Origin of the sequence: Euzebya pacifica (genome assembly GCF_003344865.1) — a bacterium.
GTDB classification, from domain to species: Bacteria; Actinomycetota; Nitriliruptoria; order Euzebyales; family Euzebyaceae; genus Euzebya; species Euzebya pacifica.
In genome coordinates this window covers 2,667,803-2,691,566 of the sequence record NZ_CP031165.1, presented here as the reverse complement: position 1 = coordinate 2,691,566, position 23,764 = coordinate 2,667,803, and the positions used below count along the sequence as shown (strand labels likewise).

Below are 23,764 nucleotides of genomic sequence, written 5' to 3'. Positions count from 1 at the left end.
GTGCTCAGCGCTGACGTCGCGGAGACGGTGGGGTCGGTGGGGCCCAGCGGTTCGGACGGGGTGCCGGTGGCGGGGGTGGACCGGCTCGATCCTGTGGGGCCGGCGCGGGCTCGCCGCCGCTGTGGTGCATGCGTCCCGGTGAGGGGTGCGTGATCGGCGCGGTCCAGCCGAGGTCGACGGCGAGGTCGTCGCGCGGGCTGACCCGCCCCGTCCCGATGTCGTAGCGCCAGGTCGCCCGACGGACACGTTCGCCCTCGGTGAACCGCAGCGTGACCGTCCAGTAGGGGCGCCCCTCGGGCCGCGAGGCCGACCACTGGACGTCCTCCTCGTCGGGTTCGACGTCACGGGCAAGCAGGTTGGTCCGCACCGAGTCGCCGATCAGGTCGTCGGAGAGGCCGAAGCCCTCGCGCTCCTGTCGACCGCCGAGGACCGACGTGATGACCTTGCCCTGCTCGGCCGCGATCGGCTGGAACCAGCGCAGCACCCAGTCCAGCGACACGCCGGCCTGCTCGGCCACGGACTCCGGCGCCTTGCCGGCGCGCAGCAGCCGCTGGATCTCCGACGGCGACAACCGGGAGGCGGACCCGTCCAGCTTCGCCCGCGGCGCCTGCCCCACGGTCAGCGTGCCCAGGGACACGAGCGCTGCGGCCGGCGACGGCGCGTCGGCGTCGACGGGCGCCACGCTCACGTCGTGCGTCGCGGCGCTGGTGACCTCTCGCAGCAGGCTGAGCCGGTCGTCGTCGCTGGACTCCAGCATCTCCACGAGGGTGGTGATCAGCTGGGTGGTCAGCCGCGCCCGGAACCGTTCGCCGGTCGACGGGTCGACCAGCACGAGGTGTGTCATGTCGGCGGTGCAGCCGACGAGGTCCAGGGCCTGCATCGTGGCCCTACCCTATCGACGCGGCAGGTGGCGGTACGTCACCCTCGACCACCGTCCGCAGGGTTGCCGTCAGGCGGGATCGCCGATCGGGGCTCGCTCGACCACGATCCTGTCGGCGGAGCCGCACCAGCGACAGCTGACCGACTCGATGTCGATGCTGGCGTCGTCGGCGGACTCGATCCGCCCCTCCCCCGACAGCTCGGCATGCCAGAACCGCGTTGCGTGCTCGGTCACGGTCACGTCGAACCGGGTCAGGTTGCCGCATCCCTCGCACTTGTAGCGTGTTCCGGGCTTGAGTCCGACCGCTGCAGGGTCGTCGGTTCGTTCGCTCATCGGCGTGTGCACCGCCTCGGGCTGGGTAGAAGTGTCGGTCACTGCGGGGAAGAGCGTACCGGCGGAGAGGACAGCTGTGACAACCGAGCTGATGTGGTTCCGGCGGGACCTGCGGACCCACGACCTGCCGGCGTTGGTGACGGCAGCCGATGCCGACCGACTGGCATGCGTCTTCGTGCTCGACCCACACCTGCTCGACCACGAACGGGTATCGCCTGCACGCAAGCGATACCTGCGGCAGGCGCTGGTCGACCTCGACAACCGGCTGGGTGACCTGGGCGGCCAGCTGATGGTGGTCCTCGGCGACCCGCGGCACGTTGTTCCGGCCCTGGCGAAGGACCTGGAGGTCGACGCGGTGCACGTGACCGCCGACCACACACCGTTCGCGGTCGCCCGTGACGATGCCGTGGAGAAGGCCCTGGCCGACGACGGCCGGACGCTGGAGCGCCATCAGGGGGTGTCGATCGCCCCTCCCGGGTCGGTACGGACCGGATCCGACAGCGTCTACAAGGTGTTCACGCCCTTCCATCGCACCTGGACGCAACGGGACCACGGCGAGCCGCTGACCCCTCCTGCGGCGCTGCCGAGGGCTCCCGACGGTGTGGGCCGCATCGACACCGTGGCACCGACCGAGGTCCCCCAGCTGGACGTCCGGGGCCCCGATGAGGCGTGGCCCGACGGTGGCGAGGGTCCTGCCCGGGAACGCCTGGACGACTGGCTCGACGGCCCGGTAGACGACTACGACGACCGGCGGGACGTGCTGGGCGTCCCCGGCACGTCGAGGTTGTCCCCCGACCTCCACATGGGGTGCCTGTCCGCGCGGGAGGCCTGGACTCGCCTCGACCGTCGCAATCCGGGTCAGGACACCTATGCCACGGAGCTGGCATGGCGAGACTTCTACCTGCACGTCATGGCGGAGTGGCCCGACACGGCCCGCGGTGCGTTCAGGGAGGAGTACCGGGACCTGCCGTGGCACGACGATGACGACGCGTTCGAGGCGTGGGCGGAGGGGCAGACCGGGTTCCCCATCGTCGACGCCGCCATGCGCCAGCTGTCCACCATGGGCTGGATGCACAACCGGGCACGGATGATCGTGGCGTCCTTCCTGTGCAAGGACCTGCTGGTCGACTGGCGCCGGGGCGAGGCCCATTTCATGGCCAACCTCGTGGACGGCGACACCTGCAGCAACAACGGTGGTTGGCAGTGGGCCGCGGGGACCGGTACTGACGCGCAGCAGTTCATCCGGATCTTCAACCCGACCACCCAGGGCACACGGTTCGACCCCGACGGGGTCTACGTCCGACGGTGGGTGCCCGAGCTGGCCGACCTGCCGAACAACAGGCTCCACGAACCGTGGCGGCTGTCGGAGGAGGACCAGGAGGCCCTCGGCGTCATCATCGGCGAGGACTACCCGGCGCCGATCGTGGATCATGCCGAGGCGCGGCAGCGTGCGATGGACTGGTGGTCCCAGGCGACCTGAGCGCGATCGATCCCGACGCCCGGGGACGTCAGAGGGGCTTGGGATCCGTCGACGCCGACTCGGGGAACTCCAGCGTCACGCGCAGCCCGCCGGATCGCCCGCGGGACAGCCACACGGCGCCGTCGTGTTCGGCCATGCCGGCTGCTGCCACGCGCAGGCCGATGCCGTGACCGGTCGCGTTGGCCTCGACCGGCAGCACCGGCAGCGGCTGTCCGAGCGAGATCAGGGCGTCCGGGACGTCCTCGCCGTTGTCCTCCAGGATCACGTCCCAGCCCCCGTCGCTGCGACGCATGGACGACCAGCGCATCTCCAGGTCGGTGCCCTTGGCATGGTCCAGGACGTTGCTGCTGAGGTTCAGCAGGACCTGCCGCAGCACGGTGCGCTTGCCCTGCAGGCGAGGAAGCCGGGTGATGGTCATCTGCGCACCGAGCGCATCCATCCGGTTGCCCAGCAGCTCCTCGACCCAGCGAGCCCCGGCGGTCATGTCGACCACGGCGTCGGTGTCGTCGGTGGCGTCCTCCAGCAGGTCGGCGGCCATGTCCAGCAACCGCTTGGACTGGGACACGATCCGTCCGGCGTAGTCGACGGTTCGGCTGTCGGCTGCGCCACGGGTCTGCTCCTCCACCAGGATCATCTCCGCGAACCCGCGGATCGTGGCGATGGGGGTCCGGACGTCGTGGGCGACGGCGCGCGCGTATCGCTGCAGCCGTCGCTGGGCACGCCCGAGCTGCTGCACCTGGGCGTGGCGCTGGACGGCGTACCGCAGCGCCCGTTCGAGTCCCGCGGCGTCCGCCTCGTCCTTGGAGATGAAGTCCTGGGCCCCGCTGCGCACGACCTCGGTGCCCCACGTCGCCTCTGGACGCGCGGTCAGGACGATGATGGGCACGTCGAAGGAATCCCGCATCGCCCGGACCGATGCAAGCCCCTCACCATCGGGAAGGCCGAGGTCCAGCAGCACGGCGTCGAACGATCCGTTCTCCAGAGCCGCCGTCGCGGCCGTGTTGGTGGGGACGTGCACGACGTCCCATGCGCTGCGCTCCTCCACCAGCGAGGTGATCAGCACGGCGTCACTCGGCGAGTCCTCGACGAGGAGTAGGCGCCGGATGACGCGGTTCACGAGCCGGTTCGAGTTGGTAGCTGCACCACGGAGAGCCAGTAGTCCTCGATGCGGCTGACCACATCGATGAACTCCGGCAGGTCCACAGGCTTGGCGATGTAGGAGTTGGCGTGTCGGTCGTAGACGCCCAGGATGTCGGCTTCGGCCTTCGACGTGGTCAGCACGATCACGGGTATCCGCCGCCAGTGATCGTGGGCCTTCAGCCGCTCGAGCACCTCGTGACCACCCATGCGGGGCATGTTGAGGTCGAGCAGGATGAGGTCGGGCATGGCGGCCATGTCGCAGTCGCGGGCCTCGAGGTACTCCAGCGCCTCGATGCCGTCGTTGGCCACGTCGAGCTGGATGTCGGTCTTCGCCTGCCCGAACACCACTTCGGTCAACGCAACGTCGGACGGTGAGTCCTCCACGAGGAGGACACGAATGGGGCGGGCGGGATCAGCCATTGTCGCCAGAGCCTACTCCCCGCCCGTACCGAGAGTGCCTGTTCATCCGCGGGGGAATCGCGGGAAGGTCAGGTCCGGGGAGGGCCCCACGGCCTCGACGGTCTCCGCGAATCGGCGCGCGTCCTCGATCGCGCGGGCCACGTCGACTCCGGCGTGGATCGGGCCGAACGGGCCAACGTGGTCGATTCCCCGCTGCAGGAGCGACGCCGCACCCTTGGCGTTGCCGCGTTGGGTGTGGGTGTAGCCGACCGCGAGCTGCGCCAGGCCCTTGTAGAAGGGTCGTTCCTCGTCGGGGGTGAACGGCCCCTTCCACGCCCATTCGAAGAACTCGTGGGCCTCGAAGAACCGTTGCTGGTCGAACAGCTCGACGGCAGCGGCGTGGGTCTGCTCGAGGCTGGTGCAGACGTCCTCGGGTTCGACGCGGTCGATCAGCTCGTTGCTGGCCCCACGCGGCAGGGGGGCACCGAATCGGTCGCGAGGACGTGCGTTCTCGGGCCGTCCGTCGGCGTTGCGATCCCGATCGGGAACGGTGCTGGTCGCGGTGGTGTTGTCGGTCATGTGCGTCTGCCTCCGGTGCCGGGGGTATACGAACGGCACACCCCTTGTTCTAGCCAGCTGGGACCACCATGACACCTCCACCGACCGCTTCCACCGCTTCTTGCGAGGCCGACTTCGTGGTGGTGGGTGCCGGCGCGGCCGGACTCGCGGCGGCGTGGACCGCCGCCAGGAAGGGGCACTCGGTCATCCTCGTGGAACGCCATCGCCTGGGTGGGGACTGCACGTGGACCGGCTGCGTCCCGTCCAAGGCCCTCATCACGGAGGCCAAGAAGGTCAAGGCCGCGCGGGACCTGGGGTTCGATGGCGACGTGCCGTGGGAACGCGTGATCGGCGCGGTACATGACCGACGCACACACGTGTCGACCGACGAGGACGAACCCACGTTGCGCAGCCAGGGCATCGAGGTGATCACCGGCCAGGCGTCGTTCACCGCCCCCGGTCGGTTGTCGGTCGACGGGACGACGGTGCGGGCCTCGAAGGCCATCGTGCTGGCAACCGGGACCACGGCCGCCCTCCCCCCCGTCGACGGCCTGGCCGACGCGCGCCCCCTGACCAACGACTCCGTCTTCGAGCTGACCTCCCGGCCCGGACGGCTGGCCATCCTCGGGGGTGGGCCGATCGGCCTGGAGCTGGGGCAGGCGTTCCAGCGGTTGGGCACACAGGTCACGGTGGTGGAGGGCGAGTCGCGGGTGGCGACCAAGGAGGAGCCCGAGGCGTCCCGGGTCATCCAGGACGTCCTTGCCGACGAGGGTGTGGCCTTCGAGCTGGGGTCGTTCGTGGCGTCGGTGATCCGGGGTCCGGACGGGGTCACGATCACCACCGAGGACGGCCGCGTCGTGGCCGCGGACGAGGTCCTGGTTGCGACCGGTCGTCGGCCGGTGACCGACGGGCTGGCCATCGAGAAGGGGGGCGTGGAGCTCACCGACCGGGGGTTCGTGAAGGTCGACGAGAAGATGCGCACGACCGCCGATGACGTGTTCGCGGTCGGCGACATCACCGGAGGCCTGCAGTTCACGCATGTGGGCTACGACCAGGGACAGCTGGCGGTCAACAACGCGCTCGGGTTGATCCCCATGTCCTACGACGACCGTGTGGTGCCGTGGGTGACCTACACCGAGCCGGAGATCGGCCGGGTCGGGTTGTCGGAGGCCGAGGCGTTCGCCGAGTACGGCGATCACGCACGGGTCGCCTACATGCCGATCGCCGAGACGGACCGCGCGAAGGTCACCGGCGAGACCGCGGGCTTCGTCAAGCTCGTCGCCGGGCCGCACACCCTCGTCCGGGGGTTGGCCGGCGGCAACCTCGTCGGCGCGACGATCGTGGCCCCGCCTGCCGGGGAGATGATCCACGAGGTGGCCCTGGCGGTGAAGCAGAAGGTGATCACAGGTCGGCTGGCCCAGATGACCCACGCCTATCCGTCGTGGTCGCTGGCCGTCCGCGAGACGGCAGCGCAGTTCTTCTTCGAGTACCGCGGAAGGGAGGCTCGCGCGGCACGCGAGGGTTGAGCATGGTCGGAGTGCTTCGAATTGCAACCAAGTGGGTGGCCGGGTAGTCCTTCTCCCATGAAGCGCATCGGCACCACCGACCTGACCGTGCACCCGCTCTGCCTCGGCGGCAACGTCTTCGGATGGGGCGCCGACGAGGCCGAGTCCTTCCGGGTACTCGACGCCTACGCCGACGCCGGCGGCAACTTCGTGGACACCGCAGACGTCTACTCGGCGTGGGTCGACGGCAACGAGGGCGGTGAGTCCGAGGCGATCATCGGCCGCTGGATGGCCGCCCGCGGCAACCGCGACCGGATGGTCATCGCGACGAAGGTCGGCATGAAGACCGGTCTGGACAACCTGCGGCCGGACACCATCCGTGCGGCGGCCGACGCGTCGCTGGAGCGGCTCGGCGTCGACCACATCGACCTGTACTACGCCCACACCGACGACGCCGAGACCCCCATCGCCGAGACCCTCGGCGCCTTCGGGCAGCTCGTGGATGCTGGCAAGGTCCGCCACATCGCCGCCTCGAACTTCAGCGGCGGCCGGCTGCGCGAGTCGGCCGCGGTGGCCGAGGCCGAGGGCCTGCCCCGGTACGTGGCCTACCAGCCGCACTACAACCTGCTGGAGCGGGAGGTGGAGGAGGCGGTGCTGCCGGCGTCGGCGGACCTGGGGCTGGCCACGTTCCCGTACTTCTCGCTGGCCAGCGGGTTCCTGACCGGCAAGCACCGCGACGGCGAGGCGGCGGAGTCGATGCGCGGGTCGCGTGTGGAGAAGTACGCCGACGCCCGCGGCGACCGCGTCCTGTCCGCCATGGACACCATCGCCGACGCGCGGTCGGTGGGATTGGCGACCATCGCCCTGGCGTGGCTGGCGCAGCGACCGACGGTCGTGTCGCCGATCGCGTCGGCCCGCACCGTCGACCAGCTGCCCGACCTGCTGGCCCTGGCCGACCTCGAGCTGACCGCCGAGGAGATGGCCCTGCTCGAGGAGGTCTGACGCGAACGGGCCCGGCGATGCGCCGGGCCCGTCGTCAGGTGTTGCCTGCGGTTGTGCGGTCTACGCGGCGGTGATGTCGCCAAGGAGCACGCCGGTCCCGCCGTCGATGAGGGCGGGGGCCGCGATGCCGCGGACCGTCTCGCCCGCTGCGCGCAGCAGGCAGAAGGGCTCGTAGTCGGCCGGCGTGACGGCTGCCCCGAAGGTCTCGACGAACGACGTGCCGGGGAACCACTCACCGTTGCCGGTGCCGGTCGCCACCTCACCACCGGTGCTGAACAGGTAGGTGTCCACGCCGCGGTTGATGTCGTTGGAGTAGAGGTGGAAGTCCTTCAGGCTGCCGTCCTCGTTGCGCTCCACCAGCGGGGCCTTGACCGACCAGGAGTTGGAGTCCTCGAAGCGGTGGTAGCCGATCTCCTTCATGCCCACGCCGACGCCGCCGACGCTGAGGCCGACCAGACCGGTCAGGTCGATCACCCGGACGCCGCCGCCGTAGAACGACATGGTCATGATCTGGGCGTCCTCGTGGATGTCGAACACGTGCGCGGTGCACGAGTTCAGGCCAATCGCGTTGGTGTTGGCGACGTCGCCGACGTACCAGGACCCGACCTTGACGGGAAGCGTCTCGTCGGTGATGTCGTAGACGTGCGTGCCACCGGAGGGACAGGTCTGCTCGGCACCCGCGGCGCCGGCGAACTCGTCCTCGACGATGAGGAACTCGCGCTCGCCCAGCAGCGGGTCGGTGAGGGTGACGGGGTTGGCCTGGTGCTCCACGTTGATGGCGGGGTCCACGAAGGAGGTCACGACGAAGGGCTCCGCGGGGTCCTCGGTGTTGATGATGACCGTCTGGGAGAGCGCCGCGGAGTACGCCCGGGAGCCGTCGGCGTTGAAGGTGATGTCGTGGGAGTCCGTGCCCAGGCCCGGACGAACCGGCAGCGGCATGACGCCGTGGTTCACCGGGGCGGTGGTGGCGATGTCGGTGATCTCCCAGACCTCGATGCCGGCGTTGGCGGCGTTGGTGATCAGCTCGGAGTTGGAGTTGTAGAGGAAGTTGCCCGACGGGTGGACCGTCTGGTTGTGGGAGCCGCGCGGGAACGGGATGAAGTCGACGTTCGTCGGCGACGTCGGGTCGGTGATGTCGACGATGAACGTGCCCTGCTTGTTGCCGCCGGTGAAGTCCGCGTCGCCCTTCGCCCACTGCTGGCACGCGCTGGGCTCGTTGCGCTCCGTCGAGTAGCCGTCGTCGGTGAAGGCGAAGTAGGTCTTGTCGCCCTGCTGGAAGATCTGGATGTCGCCCTGACCGATGGAGCAGCTGTAGAACGCCAGCTGGGTGGGGGCGCCGCCGTCGGTGACGTCGAGGATCAAGGCGCCCGCGCCGATGGAGCCGAACACGCCGACGGTGCGCTCGTTGACGCCGTCCGTGGGGTCGATGTCGTAGGTCAGGAAGTCGGAGTCCGTCCCCTCGCCGCTGTCGACGCTGGGGAAGGGGATGTTGTCGACCGGGGTGATGTTCTCGCCGCCCTCGGTCGCCGAGGCCGGGGCGAGCGAGAGCACGCCGAGGACGAGCAGTACGGCAAGGGACAGGGCAGTGGTGCGCACGAAGGGGGTTCTCCTCGGTTTGAGCGGGATCGGCTGGAGAGTTCGACGTCACCCGCCCGAAATCCTCCCGGCGCGGCGGAACTCCTTCGATGTTCGCCGCGACGCCGACCGTCATTGACATCGAACGTCCGTTCGTGAACCATCGAACAGATGTTCCAACCTTCCCTCAGCGACCTCGGCCAGCGGCTGGTCGACACCACCTTCGTCGTGGTCGACCTGGAGACCACCGGCGGGTCACCCGAACGGGACCGGATCACCGAGATCGGCGCGGTCAAGGTCCGGCAGGGCGAGCTGCTGGGCGAGCTGTCGACGTTGGTGGACCCGGGCGTCTCCGTGCCTCGGGCCATCACCGCCCTCACCGGGATCTCCAACGCCTCGGTCAACGGACGCCCGCCCGTTTCCGCCGTGCTGCCGTCGTTCGTGGAGTTCGCCCGCGGGTGCACCCTGGTTGCCCACAACGCACGGTTCGACGTGGGGTTCCTCAACGCGGCCCTCGAGCGGCTGGACTACCCCCGGCTGGACCACCCCGTCGTCTGCACGGCCCAGCTCGCCCGACGGGTCGTCGGTGACGAGACCCGCAACCACAAGCTGTCGTCGCTGGCCGTGCACTTCCGCTCCTCCACCGTGCCCGTCCATCGCGCCCTGGCCGACGCCCGCGCCACGGTGGACGTGCTGCACGGCTTGCTCGAACGGGCCGGCAGCTACGGCGTGGTCACGCTTGATGACCTGATCGAGTTCAGCAAGGTCCGCAACATGCCGGTCTTCACATCGCGGCGGAAGATGGCCGACGACCTGCCTGACACCCCCGGCGTGTATCGCTTCGTCTCGGCGTCCGGCGAGGTCCTCTACGTCGGCAAGGCCACGGACCTCCGTGCCCGGGTCAGGCAGTACTTCGGGACCGACCGGCGCCGCCGGATCGCCGAGCTCGTCAAGGAGGCCAAGCGCGTCGACCACACCGTCACGCCGACGGCCGTCGAGGCCGAGGTGCGCGAGGCACGCGAGATCCGCCAGCACCGTCCACGGTTCAACAAGCGGGGCAAGCGCGTCCGCACCCCCGTCTGGGTGAAGGTGACCCGCGAGGCGTACCCACGGCTGTCGATCGTCCGCTCACCAGGCTCCGATGGTGCGGTGGTCCTGGGTCCCCTCCCCTCCCGTCGGGTCGCAGACCTCGTGGTCGCCGCCATCCACGACGCCATCCCCATCCGGCGCTGCACGACGAAGATGGTTGCCGACACCCGCTTCGCCGCCTGTGCCCTGGCCGAGATGGGACGCTGCGTCGCGCCGTGCATCGGTCGGGTGGACGTCGAGGGCTACGCCGAGGTCACCAGCGCAGCTGAGCAGGTCCTGTCCGGCGACGTCGAACCGGCCCTGCGCGTCCTTCGGGACCGCATGTCGGCCCGGGCCGAGCAGTCGCGTTACGAGGAAGCGGCGGACTACCGCGACCGCATGGACGCCATCGTGTCGTGGGTCACCCGTACGAGGCGCGATCAGGCGCTGCGGGCGGCGGGCACCCTGGCGGTGTCGCGGCCCGCACGGACGCCGTCACGTCGCGAGGTCCTGGTCGCCCGCGCCGGATGGCTGGTCGGCACCGTCGTGGTGGCTCCCGAGGACGTCGATCGTGCCGTGGCCGAGCTCGCCGCCCGCCCCTCCCCCAACGAGGTGCCCCCGCCCGAGGAGGTGGCGATCATCGGCTCCTGGGTGCACGGTCCCGACGCCCGCCTGGAGCACAGCGACGCGCCCTACGGCTGGCCCGTCGCCAGCGGGGCAACGCTCGAGGCCGAGGCGGTCGCGCTTGCCGCACGGCGGCGCCGGGCCGGTCGTCCCGAAGCTGCATTGGCCGACAAGCGGCGGACGCGGACGTCGACGGCCACAGCGGCCCCGACCGGCTGACGCCCAGCCGGGGTCAGCGCCGTGGCCCTACTTGTGGAGGACCTTCTGCTCCTCGGCGAACAGGCATGCCGACGGGTGGCCGTGACCGAACCGGTCGACCAGCGCCGGATCCTCCTTGGAGCACTCCTCCCGGACCTTGAAGCAACGGGTGCGGAACCGGCAGCCCGACGGCGGGTCGGACGGGGACGGCAGGTCGCCCTGCAGCAGGATCCGGTCGGGCCGTTCGCGGGCCAGCACCGGGTCGGCGATGGGCGTGGCCGACAGCAGCGCCTGGGTGTAGGGGTGCGTGGGACGTTCGTAGATCTCGTCCTCGGTCCCGATCTCGACGACCCGGCCGAGGTACATGACCGCCACGCGGTCGGCGATGTGGCGGACCACCGACAGGTCGTGGGCGATGAAGATGTAGGACAGGTTGAACTCGTCCTGGATCTCCTCGAGCAGGTTGATGACCTGCGCCTGGACCGACACGTCCAGCGCCGAGACGGGCTCGTCGGCCACGATGATCTTGGGTTCCAGCGCCAGCGCCCGGGCCACGCCGATGCGCTGCCGCTGACCACCGGAGAACTGGTGGGGGTAGCGGTTGATGTGGTCGGGGTTCAGGCCCACGCGTTCCAGCAGCTCGCCGGCCCGCTGCTCCCAGTTCTTCTTGGCGACCAGGCCGCTGTGGATCTTCCAGCCCTCGGTCACGATGTCGCGAACCGTCATGCGCGGGTTCAGCGAGGCGTAGGGGTCCTGGAAGATCATCTGGATGTCGCGACGACGCCTGCGCATGTCCCCGGACGACATCTGGAAGAGGTCCTCGCCCTCGTACATCGCCTTGCCGGCGGTCGGCTCGTGCAGCCGGAGGAGGGTGCGGGCGACGGTCGACTTGCCCGACCCGGACTCACCGACGAGGCCGAGCGTCTCGCCGGGATAGAGGTCGAACGACACCCCGTCGACGGCCTGGACATGGCCGATCGTGCGCTTGAACACGATCCCCTGCTTGATCGGGAAGTGCTTGACCAGACCCTCGACCTGCAGCAGCGGCGTGCTGTCGTAGGACGGGCCGGGCGTGGACTCTGTGGCTTCAGACACGGACATCGGCTTCGAGGACCTCATCGGTGTAGTGGCAAGCGGCGTAGCGGTCGTCACCGGGCACCTCGACGGCGGGCGGTTCGACGTCGAAGCAGTTGGTGCGGCGGAACCGGCAGCGGGGGTGGAACGAGCACCCGCTCGGCAGATGGGCGAGGTCCGGCGGTGACCCAACGATCGGCGTCAGCTGGGTGCCCTTCAGGTCGGCGCGGGGGATCGACTCCATCAGGCCCACCGTGTAGGGGTGCGCCGGGTTGGTGAAGACCTCCAGGCCCGACCCGTGCTCGACGATGCGTCCGGCGTACATGACGTTGACCCGGTCGGCGACCTCGGCAACGACGCCGAGGTCGTGGGTGATCAGGACCATCGACATGCCGTACTGCTCCTGCAGCCCCGCGAGCAGCTCCATGATCTGGGCCTGGACCGTCACGTCCAGCGCGGTGGTCGGCTCGTCGGCGATCAGCACCTCGGGGTCCAGCGCGATGGCCATGGCGATCATGGCCCGCTGGCGCATGCCACCGGAGAACTCGTGGGGGTAGGAGTCGACCCGCTTCTCCGGGGACGGGATGCCGACCCGTTCGAGCAGGTCGATGCTGCGCTCCTTGGCTTCGACGCGGCTCGCCCCCTGGTGGATCCGGAACATCTCGCTGAGCTGCCATCCGATGGTGAACACCGGGTTGAGCGAGCTCAGCGCGTCCTGGAACACCATCGAGATCTTGGCCCCGCGGATGGACCGCCGCTTCTCCTCGTCCATGGTGAGGAGGTCCTCGCCGCGGTACAGGATCTCTCCGGAGGTGATGAAGCCGGGGGGGCTGTCGATGATGCCCATGATGGCCTGGGCGGAGACCGACTTGCCCGACCCGGACTCCCCGAGGATGGCGACGGTCTCCCCGGCCCGGACCTTGTACTTGACTCCGTTGACGGCGTTGACGACGCCCCGGTCGGTCCGGAACTCCACGTTGAGGTCCTTGACCTCGAGCAGGACGTCGGTGTTGTTGGCGACGGCGGTTGCGCCACGCGTGGCGGCTGCATCGTTGGTGTAGTCGGTCATCGGGCCACTCCGATCGGGGTGTGCTGGGCGTGGTTCCGGTGGGTCATCGCAGCTTCGGGTCCAGTGCGTCGCGAAGGGCGTCGCCGAGCAGGATGAAGCTGAACACCAGCACGGCGAGGAACGCGCCCGGGAACAACATGAGGTGCGGGTCCTGCTGGATCCGGTTCTGCGCCGTCGACAGCTGGAGCCCCCACGAGATGGCGGGGGTCTGCAGGCCGACGCCGAGGAAGGACAGCGCCGCTTCACCCACGATGACCGCGCCGATGGTGATCGTGGCGTAGACCAGGATCGGGGCGAGGGAGTTCGGGATGATGTGGCGGGTCATGATCCGCAGGTCCGACGCGCCGAGCGCACGAGCTGCCTCGACGTAGTCGCTGTTCTTGTTGGCGATGACGGAGGAGCGAGCCAGGCGGAGCATCGATGGCCAGCCGAGGATCACCAGCACGAACACGACGATGCCGATGCCGTTGACGTTGACGAACCCGTCGACGGTCTGGAAGACGCCGGCGAGGACCCTGATGATCGGCGAGACCTCGGGGTCGTCGGGCGAGGCGTTGCGGAAGGCCGTGATCAGCACCAGGGCGCCGAGGATCAGCGGCAGCGCCAGGATGATGTCGGTGACACGCGCGATGAGCGTGTCGATGATCCCGCCGTAGTAGCCGGCGAGGGTGCCGAAGATCAGGGCGATGGAGAAGGCGAACACGGTCACCGAGGGACCGATGAGCATCGAGGGACGCACGCCGTAGATGACCCGCTCGAAGTACGGGCAGCCCTTGTCGTCGAGGCCGAAGAGGAACTCCGAGGACGGCGGCTGGGCACCGAGGCGGGTGTTGCACAGCTCACGGGTCACGCCGTTGGGGGCGATGACCTGCGGGAACAGCGCCATGAAGACGTAGATCAGGATCAGGATCGACGCGATGACGAAGGCGGGGTTGCGGACGAGCTGGCGTCCGGCGTCCTTCCACAGGGAGGCTTCGCGTCCGACACCCTCGGTGTCCATGCCGGCCTTGGACTTGCCGATCTCCAGCGGGACGCGCTCGTAGGTCTCGGAGGGGGCGCTGCTACTCATAACGGATCCGGGGGTCGAGGACGGCGTAGAGGAAGTCGACGAAGAGGTTGGCGGCCATGTAGACGAGGATCAGGAACGTGACGATCCCGACCACGACGGCGCCGTCCTGGCTCTTCACCGCGTTGAACACCTCACGACCGATACCTGGCAGGTTGAAGACGGTCTCGGTGATGATCGCGCCGCTCAGCAGCGCACCGAGGTCGATGCCCAGGTAGGTCAGCACCGGGATCATCGAGTTGCGGAGGGTGTGGATGCCCACCACACGACGGTTGTTCATGCCCTTGGACTTCGCGGTCCGCACGTAGTCGGCACGGAGGTTCTCGATCACGCTCGTCCGCGTCAGGCGCGAGACATAGGCCAGCGACACCGAGGCCAGGACGAACGCCGGCATGACGTAGCTCTGCCAGCCGGCCTGGATGCCGGCGACGGGCAGCAGGCCGAGGTTCACGGCGAAGCCGTACTGGGCGTACAGCGCGAGGACGAAGATGGGGATTGAGATCACCGCCACCGTCGACACCTTCACCAGTGTGTCGATGAAGCCGTCCTTGCGGAGCGCGGCGAGCACACCGGCGATCACGCCGATGATCGCCTCGATCACGAAGGCGCTCAGACCCAGCCTGATGGAGACGGGGAGCTTGTCCTTCATGATCTCCGACACGGGCCGGCCACGGAACGTGGTCCCGAAGTCACCGGTCAGGAGGCCCTCGCGCTCGCCGCTGTCGTCCTGGGCGATGACGCCCATGTACTTGCCGTACTGGACCAGCAGCGGGTCGTTGAGGTTGAACTCGTCGCGGAGCTGGTCCACGACGCTCTGCGGCACCGGTCTGTCACCGGAGAGGGCGCGGATCGGGTCACCCGCGAGGGAGAAGACGGAGGCGAAGATCAGGAACGTCGCGCCGAGCAGCACGGGTATGAACTGAAGGATCCGCCGGATCATGTAACGACCCACGTATCAACCTTCCACATTGATTTCGGACCGACAAAACGTACCCACGGCGAGGTACGACGGCAGTGATTCGCACCACCCTACGAGAGACGGCCCCGGTGCACGCGCGAACGCGCACACCGGGGCCGTGCTCATCACTGCAGGACTAGCCCAGGGTCAGGGCCGTGTAGTCCAGGTTGGAGAACGCGTCGACGGACACGTTGCTCACGGTGTCGTTCCAGGCGTAGCTGTTCTGCCCGTAGAACATCGGGGCAACAGGAGCCTCGGAACAGGCGACCGCGTTGGCCTCCTGCCAGGTCGGGAGGGACTCCTCGACGTCCGGGACGGCGAGCGCCTCGGCAACCAGGCTGGAGTACTCGTCGTTGGTCCAGAAGGTGGCGTTGTTGCCGCCCTCGGGAGCGGTGAGCTCCAGCAGGATCTGCAGGTAGTTCTGCGGGTGCGGGTAGTCCATGCCCCAGCCGAGGCGGAACGGACCGGTCAGCTGCTGGGTGTCAGCGAGCTCCAGGTACTCCGCGAACGGCAGCTGCTGGAAGGTGACGCTGGACGCGGGGATGCCCAGGTTCTGCTCCCACTGGGTGATGACTGCGTCCATCCACAGGTCGTGGCCGCCGCCCTCGTTGAACCAGATCTCGATCGAGTCGCCCAGGGCCTCGACGCCACCGAACTCCTCGAAGCGCTCGGCAGCGAGCTCGGGGTTGAAGGTCCACTCGTCGCAGACAACGTCCTCGTAGCCCGGGATCACCGGAGCAAGGATGTTGTTGGCCGGCTGACGCAGGCCACCGAAGATGCCCTCGGTGATGGCCTCACGGTCGATGGCCATCGACAGGGCGGCGCGGAGCGTCGCGTCGTCGAACGGCGGAGCGTAGTTCGGGAAGCCGATGTAGTTGATGGAGGAGGAGGGGGACAGGTCGCTGTTCGGGACCTGGCTGATGGTGCTCTCCCACTGCTCCGGCGGCACGGCGTCGACGATGTCGAGGTTGCCGGCGACCAGGTCGGTCACGGCGGTGTTGACGTCGGCGTAGATGCGGAACTCGATGCCGGGGATCTGGGCAGGGGTGCCCTGGTAGTCCGGGTAGGCGTCGGTGTTGATGACGACGTCGTCCTCCCACTCACCAGCCATCATGAAGGGACCGTTGCCGATGGGGGCGCGGTCGAAGGCGGCGGGGTCGTCGTAGAACGACTCGGGCAGCGGCGCGTAGGCCGGGTAGCCCAGACGGGTGATGAAGAAGGGCTCGGCCTCGGTCAGCGTGATGGTGAACTGCGTCTCGGAGTCCACGGTCAGGCCGGAGAGGGTGTCGGCAGCCGGCGGAGCGGTGTCACAGTCAGCGACCTCTTCACCATCGGCGTCGGTGGTGGTGCCGCACTGCATGTCCTCGTAGCCAGCGATCGGCAGGAAGAAACCAGCGACCGACTGCGCGTTGGGGGCGTAGGCAGCGTAGTTCCACGCGTTGACGTAGGACTCAGCGGTGACCGGCGTGCCGTCGTGGAAGGTCCAGCCCTCGTTCAGGGTGACGACGTAGGTCTGGTTGTCCTCGGTCTCGATCGACGCGGCGTTCGCCATGACCGGCTCGTAGTTGTTCTCCGAGTCGTACTCGATCAGGGTGGTGAACAGCGCCGAGAGGACAGCGTTGCCCTCGGACTCGGTGTTGTTGGTGGGGGTCAGGCTCTCGGGCTGGCCGATGTAGGTGGACACGCGGTCGCCGGAAGCGGCCTCGTCACCCTCGTCGGTCGGCTCTTCGTCGGCGGGCTCTTCCTCGTCGGTGGCCTCCTCGTCGGTGGCCTCCTCGTCGGTGGCCTCCTCGTCGGTGGCCTCGGCGCCCGTGTCCTCGGTGGTGTCCTCGGCGGTGTCACCCTCGTCGGAGCTGGAGCAGCCGGCAAGTACCAGCGCGCTCAGGGCGAGGGCGGCAAGCAGCCTTCGCAGGTTGGACGTGGTCATCTAGAATTCCTTTCAGAAGGATCGGTCCTACGACCGTAGTAGCACAAGAGGGCAGACTACCCCCAGGAGTCAAGCGCGCAGGCGATTCACCGTGGGCCGGACTGCGGGCGGTACCTACGGGGCGGTATCGTACAGGTCGTGATCACCGCCATCGTGTTGCTTCATGTCGACGTCCACCTGATCCCCGAGACGGCGACCGCCCTCGCCAACATCGAGCGGGTGAGCGAGGTCTACTCCGTCACCGGTGACTGGGAGCTGGTCGTGATGGTCCGCGTGCGCTCCCACGAGGAGATCGCCGACGTCGTGACCGGCGAGATCGCCAAGGTCGAGGGCGTCACCGCCACCCACACGATGATCGCCTTCCGCGCCTACGCCTCCGAAGACCTCGACCGCCTCTGGGGCATCGGCTTCGAGGACGCCGAAGGCCTCTAGCCCCCTCGTCGGGGGTGGGGTGGTCGTCCGGCATGACCGGGCGGCCCGACCGGGTGGCTGGCGGCGGGACCGGGCGGCCATCGGCGCGATCGGGGCCCACGTCGCCCATACGCGATGCCCGGCACGATCCGCTCAGCCGCGTTGTCCGTCAGCTGGCGCGATCGGGGCCTACGTCGCCCATACGCGATGACCAGCGCGATCCGCTCAGCCCCGGTGTCCGTCAGCTGGCGTGATCGGGGCCTGCGTCGCCCATACGCGATGACCGGCACGATCCGCTCAGCCGTGGCGTCCGTCAGCTGGCGCGATCGGGGGCTGCGTCGCCCATACGCGATGACCAGCGCGATCCGAGGGCCGCCCTGAAGGTGTCGTCAGGCGGCCTGCTGGAGGGCGCGCAGCCGCCGGTGATACAGGTCAGCGATCTCCCGGGCGACCCTCTCCACGTCCTCATCGATCTCGTAGTAGAGGTAGCGGACGACGTCCCAGTCGATGGCCTTGAGGTTGCGGTCCCGCCGTCTGTCGGAGGCCTGTTGCGCGGGAGCGAAGTGGTGCGGTCCGTCGACCTCGGCGTTGAGACGCACCGCGGGGACAGCCACGTCAGCCTGCGCGACGGTCCTCCCCCGCTCGTCCAGGATGTCATGGCTGCCGTCGACGATCGGGACACCCAGACGCAACAGCTCTCGTCGCAAGGAGCGCTCACGACGAGAGTGGGACTCGGCGTCACCGAAATCGGCGAGCACCCTCCTCATCCGTGCCGAGCCCGGAAACTGACCGCGGCCGTCCACGATGGCTGCAATCTCCTCGAGCGTCGTCAGCCGAAGCCCGAGTGCCGAGCTGATGGCGAAGGCCACCCCTCGATCGGACGCATCACGGGCATAGTCGGTGAGTGTCAACAGCGGGCGAAATCTGACCCCCTTGCAGCGGTTGAATCTTGACCCCCTCTGGAGTTCATGGTGCTGGGTCGGCGGCGGGGACGCGGCCGAGGTCGCGGTCCTTGAGGCGGTAGCTGTCGCCCTTGAGCGGGACGACGTCGGCGTGGTGGACGAGCCGGTCGATCATGGCTGCGGCCACGACGGGGTCGCCGAAGACCTCGCCCCACCGGCTGAATGGCTTGTTGGAGCTCATGATCACGCTGGCGCGTTCGTATCTGGCGGCGATGAGTTGGAAGAACAGGTTGGCGGCCTCGGCCTCAAACGGGATGTAGCCGACCTCGTCGATGACCACGACGGGGACGCGGCCGAGGGCGCGGAGTTCGTCCTGGAGCCGGCCGGCGGCGTGGGCGGCGCCGAGCCGGTCGACCCATTGGGCGGCGGTGGCGAAGGCGACGCGGTGACCGGCCAGGCAGGCGCGGATGCCCAGCGCGATGGAGAGGTGGGTCTTGCCGGTGCCGGGCGGGCCGAGGAACACCACGTTGGCGCGGGCGTCGACGAAGTCGAGCTGGCCGAGATGGCCGATCAATTCGCGCTTGACGGAGGTCTGGTGGTCGAAGTCGAAGTCCTCCAGGGTCTTGCGGGCCGGGAACTTCGCGGCTTTGATGCGGGCCTGGCCGCCGTGGGCGGCGCGGGCGTCGACTTCTTTCTCAAGGCACGCGGCGAGGAACGCCTCGTGGGTCCAGCCCTCCTCGCGGGCCCGGTCGGCCAGCCGCGGGGCGGCCGCCGCGAGGGACGGGGCCTTCATGGCCCGGCACAGGTAGGCCAGGTGGCTGTCGGTGGCCGACGCCGGCGTGGTTGCCATCAGGCCACCCCGAGCAGCCGGTCGTAGTCGGCGAGGTCCCGCTGCTCCACACCGGTGTCGGGGCCGGCGACGGGCAGCTCGAGCAGCTGGGCGCGGGCCTTGCGGGCGGCGTCGTGGGCCGGGTCGGTGATGGTCTGATGCTTGGCGAGGACCCGGTCGTGGCGGGCGACCTCGTCGCGGCCACAGGTCACCACGACCTGATCGGCGGTGCGGCGGATGGTGACCTTGCGGCCGATCGCGCCCGGGTGGACGGAGTAGTCGTTGGTGTCCACCCGCACCCAGTGGTCGGCGCCCAACCGGACGGTGTGGGTCCAATCGACATCGGGCGGCACCGGCGGCAGCGGCAGCATCGCGGCCAGGTCGGCGTCGATGCGTTCGGAGGGCCGCTGGCGCAGCCCGGCGTGGACCCTGACGTTGGCCCGGTCCTCAAGCCACAGGCCCAGCTGGGTGTTGAAGTCGTCGATCGAGCCGAAGCTGCGTCCGGGCATGAAGCTCGTTTCCAGGTAGCCGTTGGCCCGCTCCACCACCCCCTTGCGCTCCGGGTGGCCCTTGGCCAGCACGATCGAGCCCATCCCCAACGTGCCTCGGAACGCCAAGTACTCCTGGGTGTAGACCAGCTTGCGGCCCCGCCGGACGCTGATCGCGGGCTCGCCGTCATACACCCCCTTGCGGGGCACCCGGCCCAGGTCGCGGAGGCACCACAGGTGCCCGCCGAGCACGTCGTGTTTGTCCTTGGACGGGATCATCCGGGCGGTGATCCACCGCGAGTAGCAGGGCACCCCGACGATCACCGGCAGCACCGCGGTCTGTCCGAACCCGACCGGCACCTTCAGGTCCTCGGGGAACCACAGGTCCCACTGGGCCAGCTCGCCCTCCCGATAGACGGTGCGGCCATACCCCTCCGGCAGCAGGTAGGCCGGACGCAGCTCACGCACCCGGTCGCGCAGCACCGTCATCCCCCGCGACCAGCCGATCCGCTCGGCGATCACCGTGGCCGGCATGTCCGGCGTGGCCTTGAGCAACTGGCGGATCTGCGGCTCGAACGCATCCACCGCCGACCCCGCCGCCTCCCGCTCGTACTTCGGTGGCGACGCCGAGCGGATCGCCGCCCGCACCGTGTTGCGCGACAACCCCGTCGCCCGCACGATCGCCTTGATCGCCATCCCCTCAGCGAAATGCAACCGGCGGACCTCAGCCCACTGCTCCACGTCAATCACAACCCTTCCTCCTGACTCGACGACACGATCGAGTCAGGGTCAGATCCCACCCGCCCACAGCAGGTGAACCACGACGAAGGGGGTCAAGATTCGCCCGTCGTCAGGGGGTCAGTATTGGGCCGCTACCGACAGTGAGCGCATAGGCGACGGGCACGGATCGGATGCCATGCCTTGTCACCACGGCCTCCGGGAGGTGGCTCGAACGTCGTACGTCGAACCCCCGCTTCTTTCGGCTGCCCTTCCCCTCGTTCACCACGACTCGGAGGCGTGCCGGAGCGTCCTTCAGCACCTTGCACGCGTACAACGCGGAGTCCGACGTCAGGCGCGAGTCCTCTCCAGCAATGGACTGAGCGAGGGCGGCGTGGAACCAGAAGTCCCGCCGAGCACCCGGAAGCGCATAGTGGCCCTTGGCGCACCGTTCGTACTCAGGCATGCGGCTCAGCCGGTCCTTGCTGATGCCGGCTCGGGCAAGCTGCGCGAGCGTCGCGACTCCGTGGAGGTGCTGCATGTCCAGAGCATCAGGCTCCACAGGCGAAGCCGTCCATCGCGTTGTCCACAGCCCGTCCTGACCTCTTCGGTCGCAGTCCGTGCATCGGGATCGTGCCGATCATCGCCTCAGGCCGACGCAAGCCCCGATCGCGCCAACCGGGAGCCGTCGCGCCCAGGAGGATCGTGCCGATCATCGCGTCAGGCCGACGCAGGCCCCGATCGCGCCAGTGGCCACACCGCCGGCGCTGGCCGGGCACATCGGACGAGACGCCAGACCCCACGGGGGCGGGCGGGCGACCCCGGGTCAGGCGGCCAGGGAGGAGGAGAGCTTGACCCACTCGTCGCGGACGCGGCGGGCGGATCCGGAGTCGATGGACTCCTTGGCCGCCGCGATGGCGTCGTCCCAGCTGTCGTGGTGGTCGGCCGCACGGAGGGCCGCAGCGGCGCCGACGACGACGATGTCGCGGGGTGCACCCTCGACCCCGTCGAGGATCTGGTTGGCGATGCGCAGGTTGACGTCGACCTCGCCGCCCCTCAGGTCGGCCAGGGTGGCGCGGGCGATGCCGTGGTCGGCAGGGTCGAACTGGTACTGCTCGACCGCTCCGTCCCGGATCTCCCAGATCGTGCTGGGACCCGTCGTCGTGAGCTCGTCCAGACCATCGTGGCCGTGGAAGACGAGCGCGTGTGTCGACCCCAGGCGGGCAAGGACGTCGGCCATCTTGGGCGCCATGGACGCATCGGACACGCCGATCGACTGGTGCGACGCACCCGCCGGGTTGGTCAACGGGCCGAGGAAGTTGAAGACGGTCGGGACGCCCAGCTCGCGGCGCGCCGGCGCAACGTGCCGCATCGCCGGGTGGAACTTCGGGGCGAAGCAGAAGCCGATTCCGACCTCCTCGATGCAGGCCTCGACGCCTTCAGGGGGCAGGTCGATGACGACTCCCCACGCCTCGAGCAGGTCAGCGGACCCGCACTTGCCGCTCGCCGCCCGGTTGCCGTGCTTGGCGACCTTCGCCCCGGCGCCGGCCACGACGATGGCCGAGACGGTGGACACGTTGAACGTCCCCGCTCGGTCCCCACCGGTGCCGCACGTGTCGACCAGCGGACCGTCGACCCGGACGGGCAGGGCGTAGGACCGCATCGACCGGACCAGGCCGGCGATCTCCTCACCGGTCTCGCCCTTCATGCGCAGCGCCATCAGCAGCCCGGCGACCTGGGCCGGCGTGGCGTTGCCGTCCATGATCTGTTCCATCACCGACGACGTGGTGGCGTCATCGAGGTCGTTGCCGGCCAGGAGGGCCGAGAGCACGTCGGGGAAACGGACCTCGTCGCGCACGGGGCTACAGACCGGTGGAGGGGTTCGTGCCCGCCGCAACCGCAGCGGCGTCACCGGTGGCACCCTCGGGCAGCTCGTCGGCAGGCCCCTCGTCGGAACGACCGACCGCGCCGGTCTGGACGGCGAGCTCGCGCTCGGGAGCGGGGTCCAGCAACGACGGCTTCGGTTCGCCGCCCACGCCGGGAAGCGCCGGGATCGGGTCGCCGGCGACGACGGCCTGCAGCGTCTCTCGCAGGTCGAAGGGGTCGGCCGGCTTCTGCACGTACGCGTCCGCCTGGGACCAGTTGGCCAGCCACTTGTCCTGGGCTCGGGCGATCAGCAGCACCACGGGCGGCATGTCCTTGCCCATCTGCCCACGGGCCTTCACCTCCCGGGCCAGCGCGAGCCCACCGGTGGGGTGGGTGTCGTTGTCGGCGACGACGACGTCGTAGGACTCGCCCTCGTCGAGCAGGGCGATCGCCCGCTGGGGCGTCGAGACCTGGAACACCGTTGAGGCGTCCCAGCCCTCCACGGCCGTACGGACCTGGGCTGCCACCGACGCGTGGTCGGCCATCATGAGGATCTTCATCGCCACGCGATCATGCCACGCCTCTCCGCTGCCGCCGAACCCAGCCGACGACCCGAGCGGGGTCGGCTCGGACCTGATGCCCGAACCGACCCTCGAACCATGCCTGCCGCCTACTCGCTGACGGTCCAGGTCTCGTTGCCGGCAAGCAGTGACGCGAGGTCACCCTCACCACGCCGGGCGATGTCGGCGTCGACCTGGGACTGCACCTGGTCCTCGTAGACCGGACGCTGCACCTGTCGGAAGATCCCGATCGGGGTCGGCGTCGTCGGGCCGTGCGCCACGCGCGACAGCATGAACGCGAAGGAGGAGTCCTCGCGATGCGCGTCGTGGACGATGATGTTGTCCTCCCCCACCGAGGCCACGTCCACGATCTCCGGCCGTGCCTTCGGCGACATGGCGATGCCGCGTTCCATGTCCTTGCCGAACCGGATGGGCTCGCCGTGGACCAGCCTGATCTGGTTCTCCTCGGGATGGTCCTTGAGCACCTCGAAGGCCCCATCGTTGAAGATGTTGCAGTTCTGGTAGACCTCGATGAACGCCGCGCCCTCGTGGGCCGCCGCGGCCTCGATCATCTCGCGCAGGTGTTCGCGTTCGGTGTCGATGGAGCGGGCCACGAACGTCGCCTCGGCACCGATCGCCACCGACACCGGGTTGAAGGGGTGGTCGAGCGACCCGAACGGCGTCGACTTGGTGATCTTCCCGATCTCCGAGGTCGGTGAGTACTGCCCCTTGGTCAACCCGTAGATCTGGTTGTTGAACATGATGATCGTCAGGTTGGCGTTGCGACGCAGGGCATGGATGAGGTGGTTGCCGCCGATCGACAACCCGTCGCCGTCACCGGTGACGACGAACACCTTCAGGTTCGGGTTGGCGGTGGCCACCCCGGTCGCGATCGCCGGCGCACGCCCGTGGATGGAGTGGAAGCCGTAGGTGTCCATGTAATACGGGAAGCGGCTCGAACAGCCGATCCCGGAGATGAAGACGACGTCCTCCTTGCGGGCCCCGAGGTCGGGCATGGTCGCCTGGACGTTGGCGAGGATCGAGTAGTCCCCGCAACCCGGACACCACCGCACCTCCTGGTCGGAGGTGAAGTCCTTCTTGGAGTACTGCGGAAGTTCGTTGATGGTGCTCATGG

Annotated in this window: 22 protein-coding genes; 5 read left to right on the top strand and 17 right to left on the bottom strand. The window is 69.1% G+C overall.

Going from position 1 to position 23,764, the window contains the following annotated elements:
* Positions 1-4 precede the first annotated feature (4 nt).
* Both sepH and DVS28_RS11395 read right to left on the bottom strand, forming a co-directional pair.
* On the bottom strand, positions 5-880 hold the full coding sequence (gene sepH / locus DVS28_RS11400; RefSeq protein WP_114591557.1) for a septation protein SepH: 876 nt from the start codon (positions 878-880) through the stop codon (positions 5-7).
* A 69-nt stretch (positions 881-949) separates the two neighbouring features.
* Positions 950-1,255: a hypothetical protein gene (locus DVS28_RS11395; protein WP_216826560.1), complete on the bottom strand. Its 306-nt coding sequence runs from the start codon at positions 1,253-1,255 to the stop codon at positions 950-952.
* Between the two features lie 34 nt (positions 1,256-1,289).
* Between DVS28_RS11395 and DVS28_RS11390 the strand changes: the two genes are divergently transcribed.
* Positions 1,290-2,693 (top strand): cryptochrome/photolyase family protein, encoded by a 1,404-nt coding sequence (locus DVS28_RS11390; protein WP_114591555.1) that lies wholly within the window; start codon positions 1,290-1,292, stop codon positions 2,691-2,693.
* A gap of 28 nt (positions 2,694-2,721) precedes the next feature.
* On the opposite strand, the gene DVS28_RS11385 is transcribed toward DVS28_RS11390, so the two are convergent.
* From DVS28_RS11385 to DVS28_RS11375, 3 genes are read right to left on the bottom strand one after another with little or no spacing between them, the layout of a single operon-like run.
* Positions 2,722-3,810, bottom strand: a complete 1,089-nt coding sequence (locus tag DVS28_RS11385) for a hybrid sensor histidine kinase/response regulator (protein ID WP_114591554.1) — start codon at positions 3,808-3,810, stop codon at positions 2,722-2,724.
* Positions 3,807-4,253: a response regulator gene (locus tag DVS28_RS11380; RefSeq protein WP_114591553.1), complete on the bottom strand. Its 447-nt coding sequence runs from the start codon at positions 4,251-4,253 to the stop codon at positions 3,807-3,809. The genes DVS28_RS11385 and DVS28_RS11380 overlap by 4 nt, the downstream gene beginning before the upstream one ends.
* Before the next feature lie 42 nt (positions 4,254-4,295).
* Positions 4,296-4,811, bottom strand: a complete 516-nt coding sequence (locus DVS28_RS11375) for a DUF309 domain-containing protein (RefSeq protein ID WP_114591552.1) — start codon at positions 4,809-4,811, stop codon at positions 4,296-4,298.
* 68 nt (positions 4,812-4,879) lie between these two features.
* Here DVS28_RS11375 and DVS28_RS11370 point away from each other — a divergent pair, with 68 nt between their 5' ends.
* Positions 4,880-6,316 (top strand): dihydrolipoyl dehydrogenase family protein, encoded by a 1,437-nt coding sequence (locus DVS28_RS11370; protein ID WP_114591551.1) that lies wholly within the window; start codon positions 4,880-4,882, stop codon positions 6,314-6,316.
* Between the two features lie 57 nt (positions 6,317-6,373).
* Positions 6,374-7,297 carry an aldo/keto reductase gene (locus DVS28_RS11365; protein WP_114591550.1) on the top strand — a complete coding sequence of 308 codons (924 nt, stop codon included), beginning with the start codon at positions 6,374-6,376 and terminating at the stop codon, positions 7,295-7,297.
* Between the two features lie 60 nt (positions 7,298-7,357).
* Here DVS28_RS11365 and DVS28_RS11360 read toward each other — a convergent pair whose 3' ends face one another.
* Positions 7,358-8,893 carry an LVIVD repeat-containing protein gene (locus DVS28_RS11360; protein ID WP_114591549.1) on the bottom strand — a complete coding sequence of 512 codons (1,536 nt, stop codon included), beginning with the start codon at positions 8,891-8,893 and terminating at the stop codon, positions 7,358-7,360.
* A gap of 150 nt (positions 8,894-9,043) precedes the next feature.
* Here DVS28_RS11360 and DVS28_RS11355 point away from each other — a divergent pair, with 150 nt between their 5' ends.
* A complete protein-coding gene (locus tag DVS28_RS11355) occupies positions 9,044-10,783 on the top strand; it encodes a DEDD exonuclease domain-containing protein (RefSeq protein ID WP_114591548.1) in 1,740 nt (579 codons plus the stop codon).
* A 27-nt stretch (positions 10,784-10,810) separates the two neighbouring features.
* Here DVS28_RS11355 and DVS28_RS11350 read toward each other — a convergent pair whose 3' ends face one another.
* The 5 genes from DVS28_RS11350 to DVS28_RS11330 all read right to left on the bottom strand — a co-directional run bounded on the left by DVS28_RS11350 (position 10,811) and on the right by DVS28_RS11330 (position 16,856).
* Complete coding sequence (locus DVS28_RS11350) at positions 10,811-11,863, bottom strand: ABC transporter ATP-binding protein (protein ID WP_114591547.1); 1,053 nt, start codon at positions 11,861-11,863, stop codon at positions 10,811-10,813.
* Positions 11,850-12,905 carry an ABC transporter ATP-binding protein gene (locus tag DVS28_RS11345; protein ID WP_114591546.1) on the bottom strand — a complete coding sequence of 352 codons (1,056 nt, stop codon included), beginning with the start codon at positions 12,903-12,905 and terminating at the stop codon, positions 11,850-11,852. Before DVS28_RS11345 ends, DVS28_RS11350 begins: the two co-directional genes overlap by 14 nt.
* Positions 12,906-12,948: 43 nt before the next feature.
* Complete coding sequence (locus DVS28_RS11340) at positions 12,949-13,974, bottom strand: ABC transporter permease (RefSeq protein ID WP_114591545.1); 1,026 nt, start codon at positions 13,972-13,974, stop codon at positions 12,949-12,951.
* Positions 13,967-14,923, bottom strand: coding sequence for an ABC transporter permease (locus tag DVS28_RS11335; protein WP_114591544.1), 957 nt, complete (start codon positions 14,921-14,923; stop codon positions 13,967-13,969). Before DVS28_RS11335 ends, DVS28_RS11340 begins: the two co-directional genes overlap by 8 nt.
* A 142-nt stretch (positions 14,924-15,065) precedes the next feature.
* Positions 15,066-16,856 (bottom strand): peptide ABC transporter substrate-binding protein, encoded by a 1,791-nt coding sequence (locus DVS28_RS11330; RefSeq protein WP_114591543.1) that lies wholly within the window; start codon positions 16,854-16,856, stop codon positions 15,066-15,068.
* 138 nt (positions 16,857-16,994) lie between these two features.
* Between DVS28_RS11330 and DVS28_RS11325 the strand changes: the two genes are divergently transcribed.
* Positions 16,995-17,288, top strand: coding sequence for an Lrp/AsnC family transcriptional regulator (locus tag DVS28_RS11325; RefSeq protein ID WP_108665195.1), 294 nt, complete (start codon positions 16,995-16,997; stop codon positions 17,286-17,288).
* A gap of 368 nt (positions 17,289-17,656) precedes the next feature.
* Here the strand turns inward: DVS28_RS11325 and DVS28_RS11320 are convergent, their stop codons facing one another.
* The 6 genes from DVS28_RS11320 to DVS28_RS11290 all read right to left on the bottom strand — a co-directional run bounded on the left by DVS28_RS11320 (position 17,657) and on the right by DVS28_RS11290 (position 23,762).
* A complete protein-coding gene (locus DVS28_RS11320) occupies positions 17,657-18,136 on the bottom strand; it encodes an endonuclease domain-containing protein (RefSeq protein ID WP_114591542.1) in 480 nt (159 codons plus the stop codon).
* Between the two features lie 97 nt (positions 18,137-18,233).
* On the bottom strand, positions 18,234-19,019 hold the full coding sequence (istB, locus tag DVS28_RS11315; RefSeq protein WP_114589836.1) for an IS21-like element helper ATPase IstB: 786 nt from the start codon (positions 19,017-19,019) through the stop codon (positions 18,234-18,236).
* The gene (gene istA / locus DVS28_RS11310) at positions 19,019-20,236 is read right to left on the bottom strand and encodes an IS21 family transposase (protein WP_114589837.1); all 1,218 of its coding nucleotides are present in this window, start codon (positions 20,234-20,236) and stop codon (positions 19,019-19,021) included. The genes istB and istA overlap by 1 nt, the downstream gene beginning before the upstream one ends.
* Before the next feature lie 793 nt (positions 20,237-21,029).
* The gene (gene trpD / locus DVS28_RS11300; RefSeq protein WP_114591540.1) at positions 21,030-22,061 is read right to left on the bottom strand and encodes an anthranilate phosphoribosyltransferase; all 1,032 of its coding nucleotides are present in this window, start codon (positions 22,059-22,061) and stop codon (positions 21,030-21,032) included.
* Between the two features lie 4 nt (positions 22,062-22,065).
* Complete coding sequence (locus tag DVS28_RS11295; protein ID WP_114591539.1) at positions 22,066-22,629, bottom strand: response regulator; 564 nt, start codon at positions 22,627-22,629, stop codon at positions 22,066-22,068.
* Positions 22,630-22,739: 110 nt separating this feature from the next.
* Positions 22,740-23,762, bottom strand: coding sequence for a 2-oxoacid:ferredoxin oxidoreductase subunit beta (locus DVS28_RS11290; RefSeq protein ID WP_114591538.1), 1,023 nt, complete (start codon positions 23,760-23,762; stop codon positions 22,740-22,742).
* Positions 23,763-23,764: the final 2 nt, after the last annotated feature.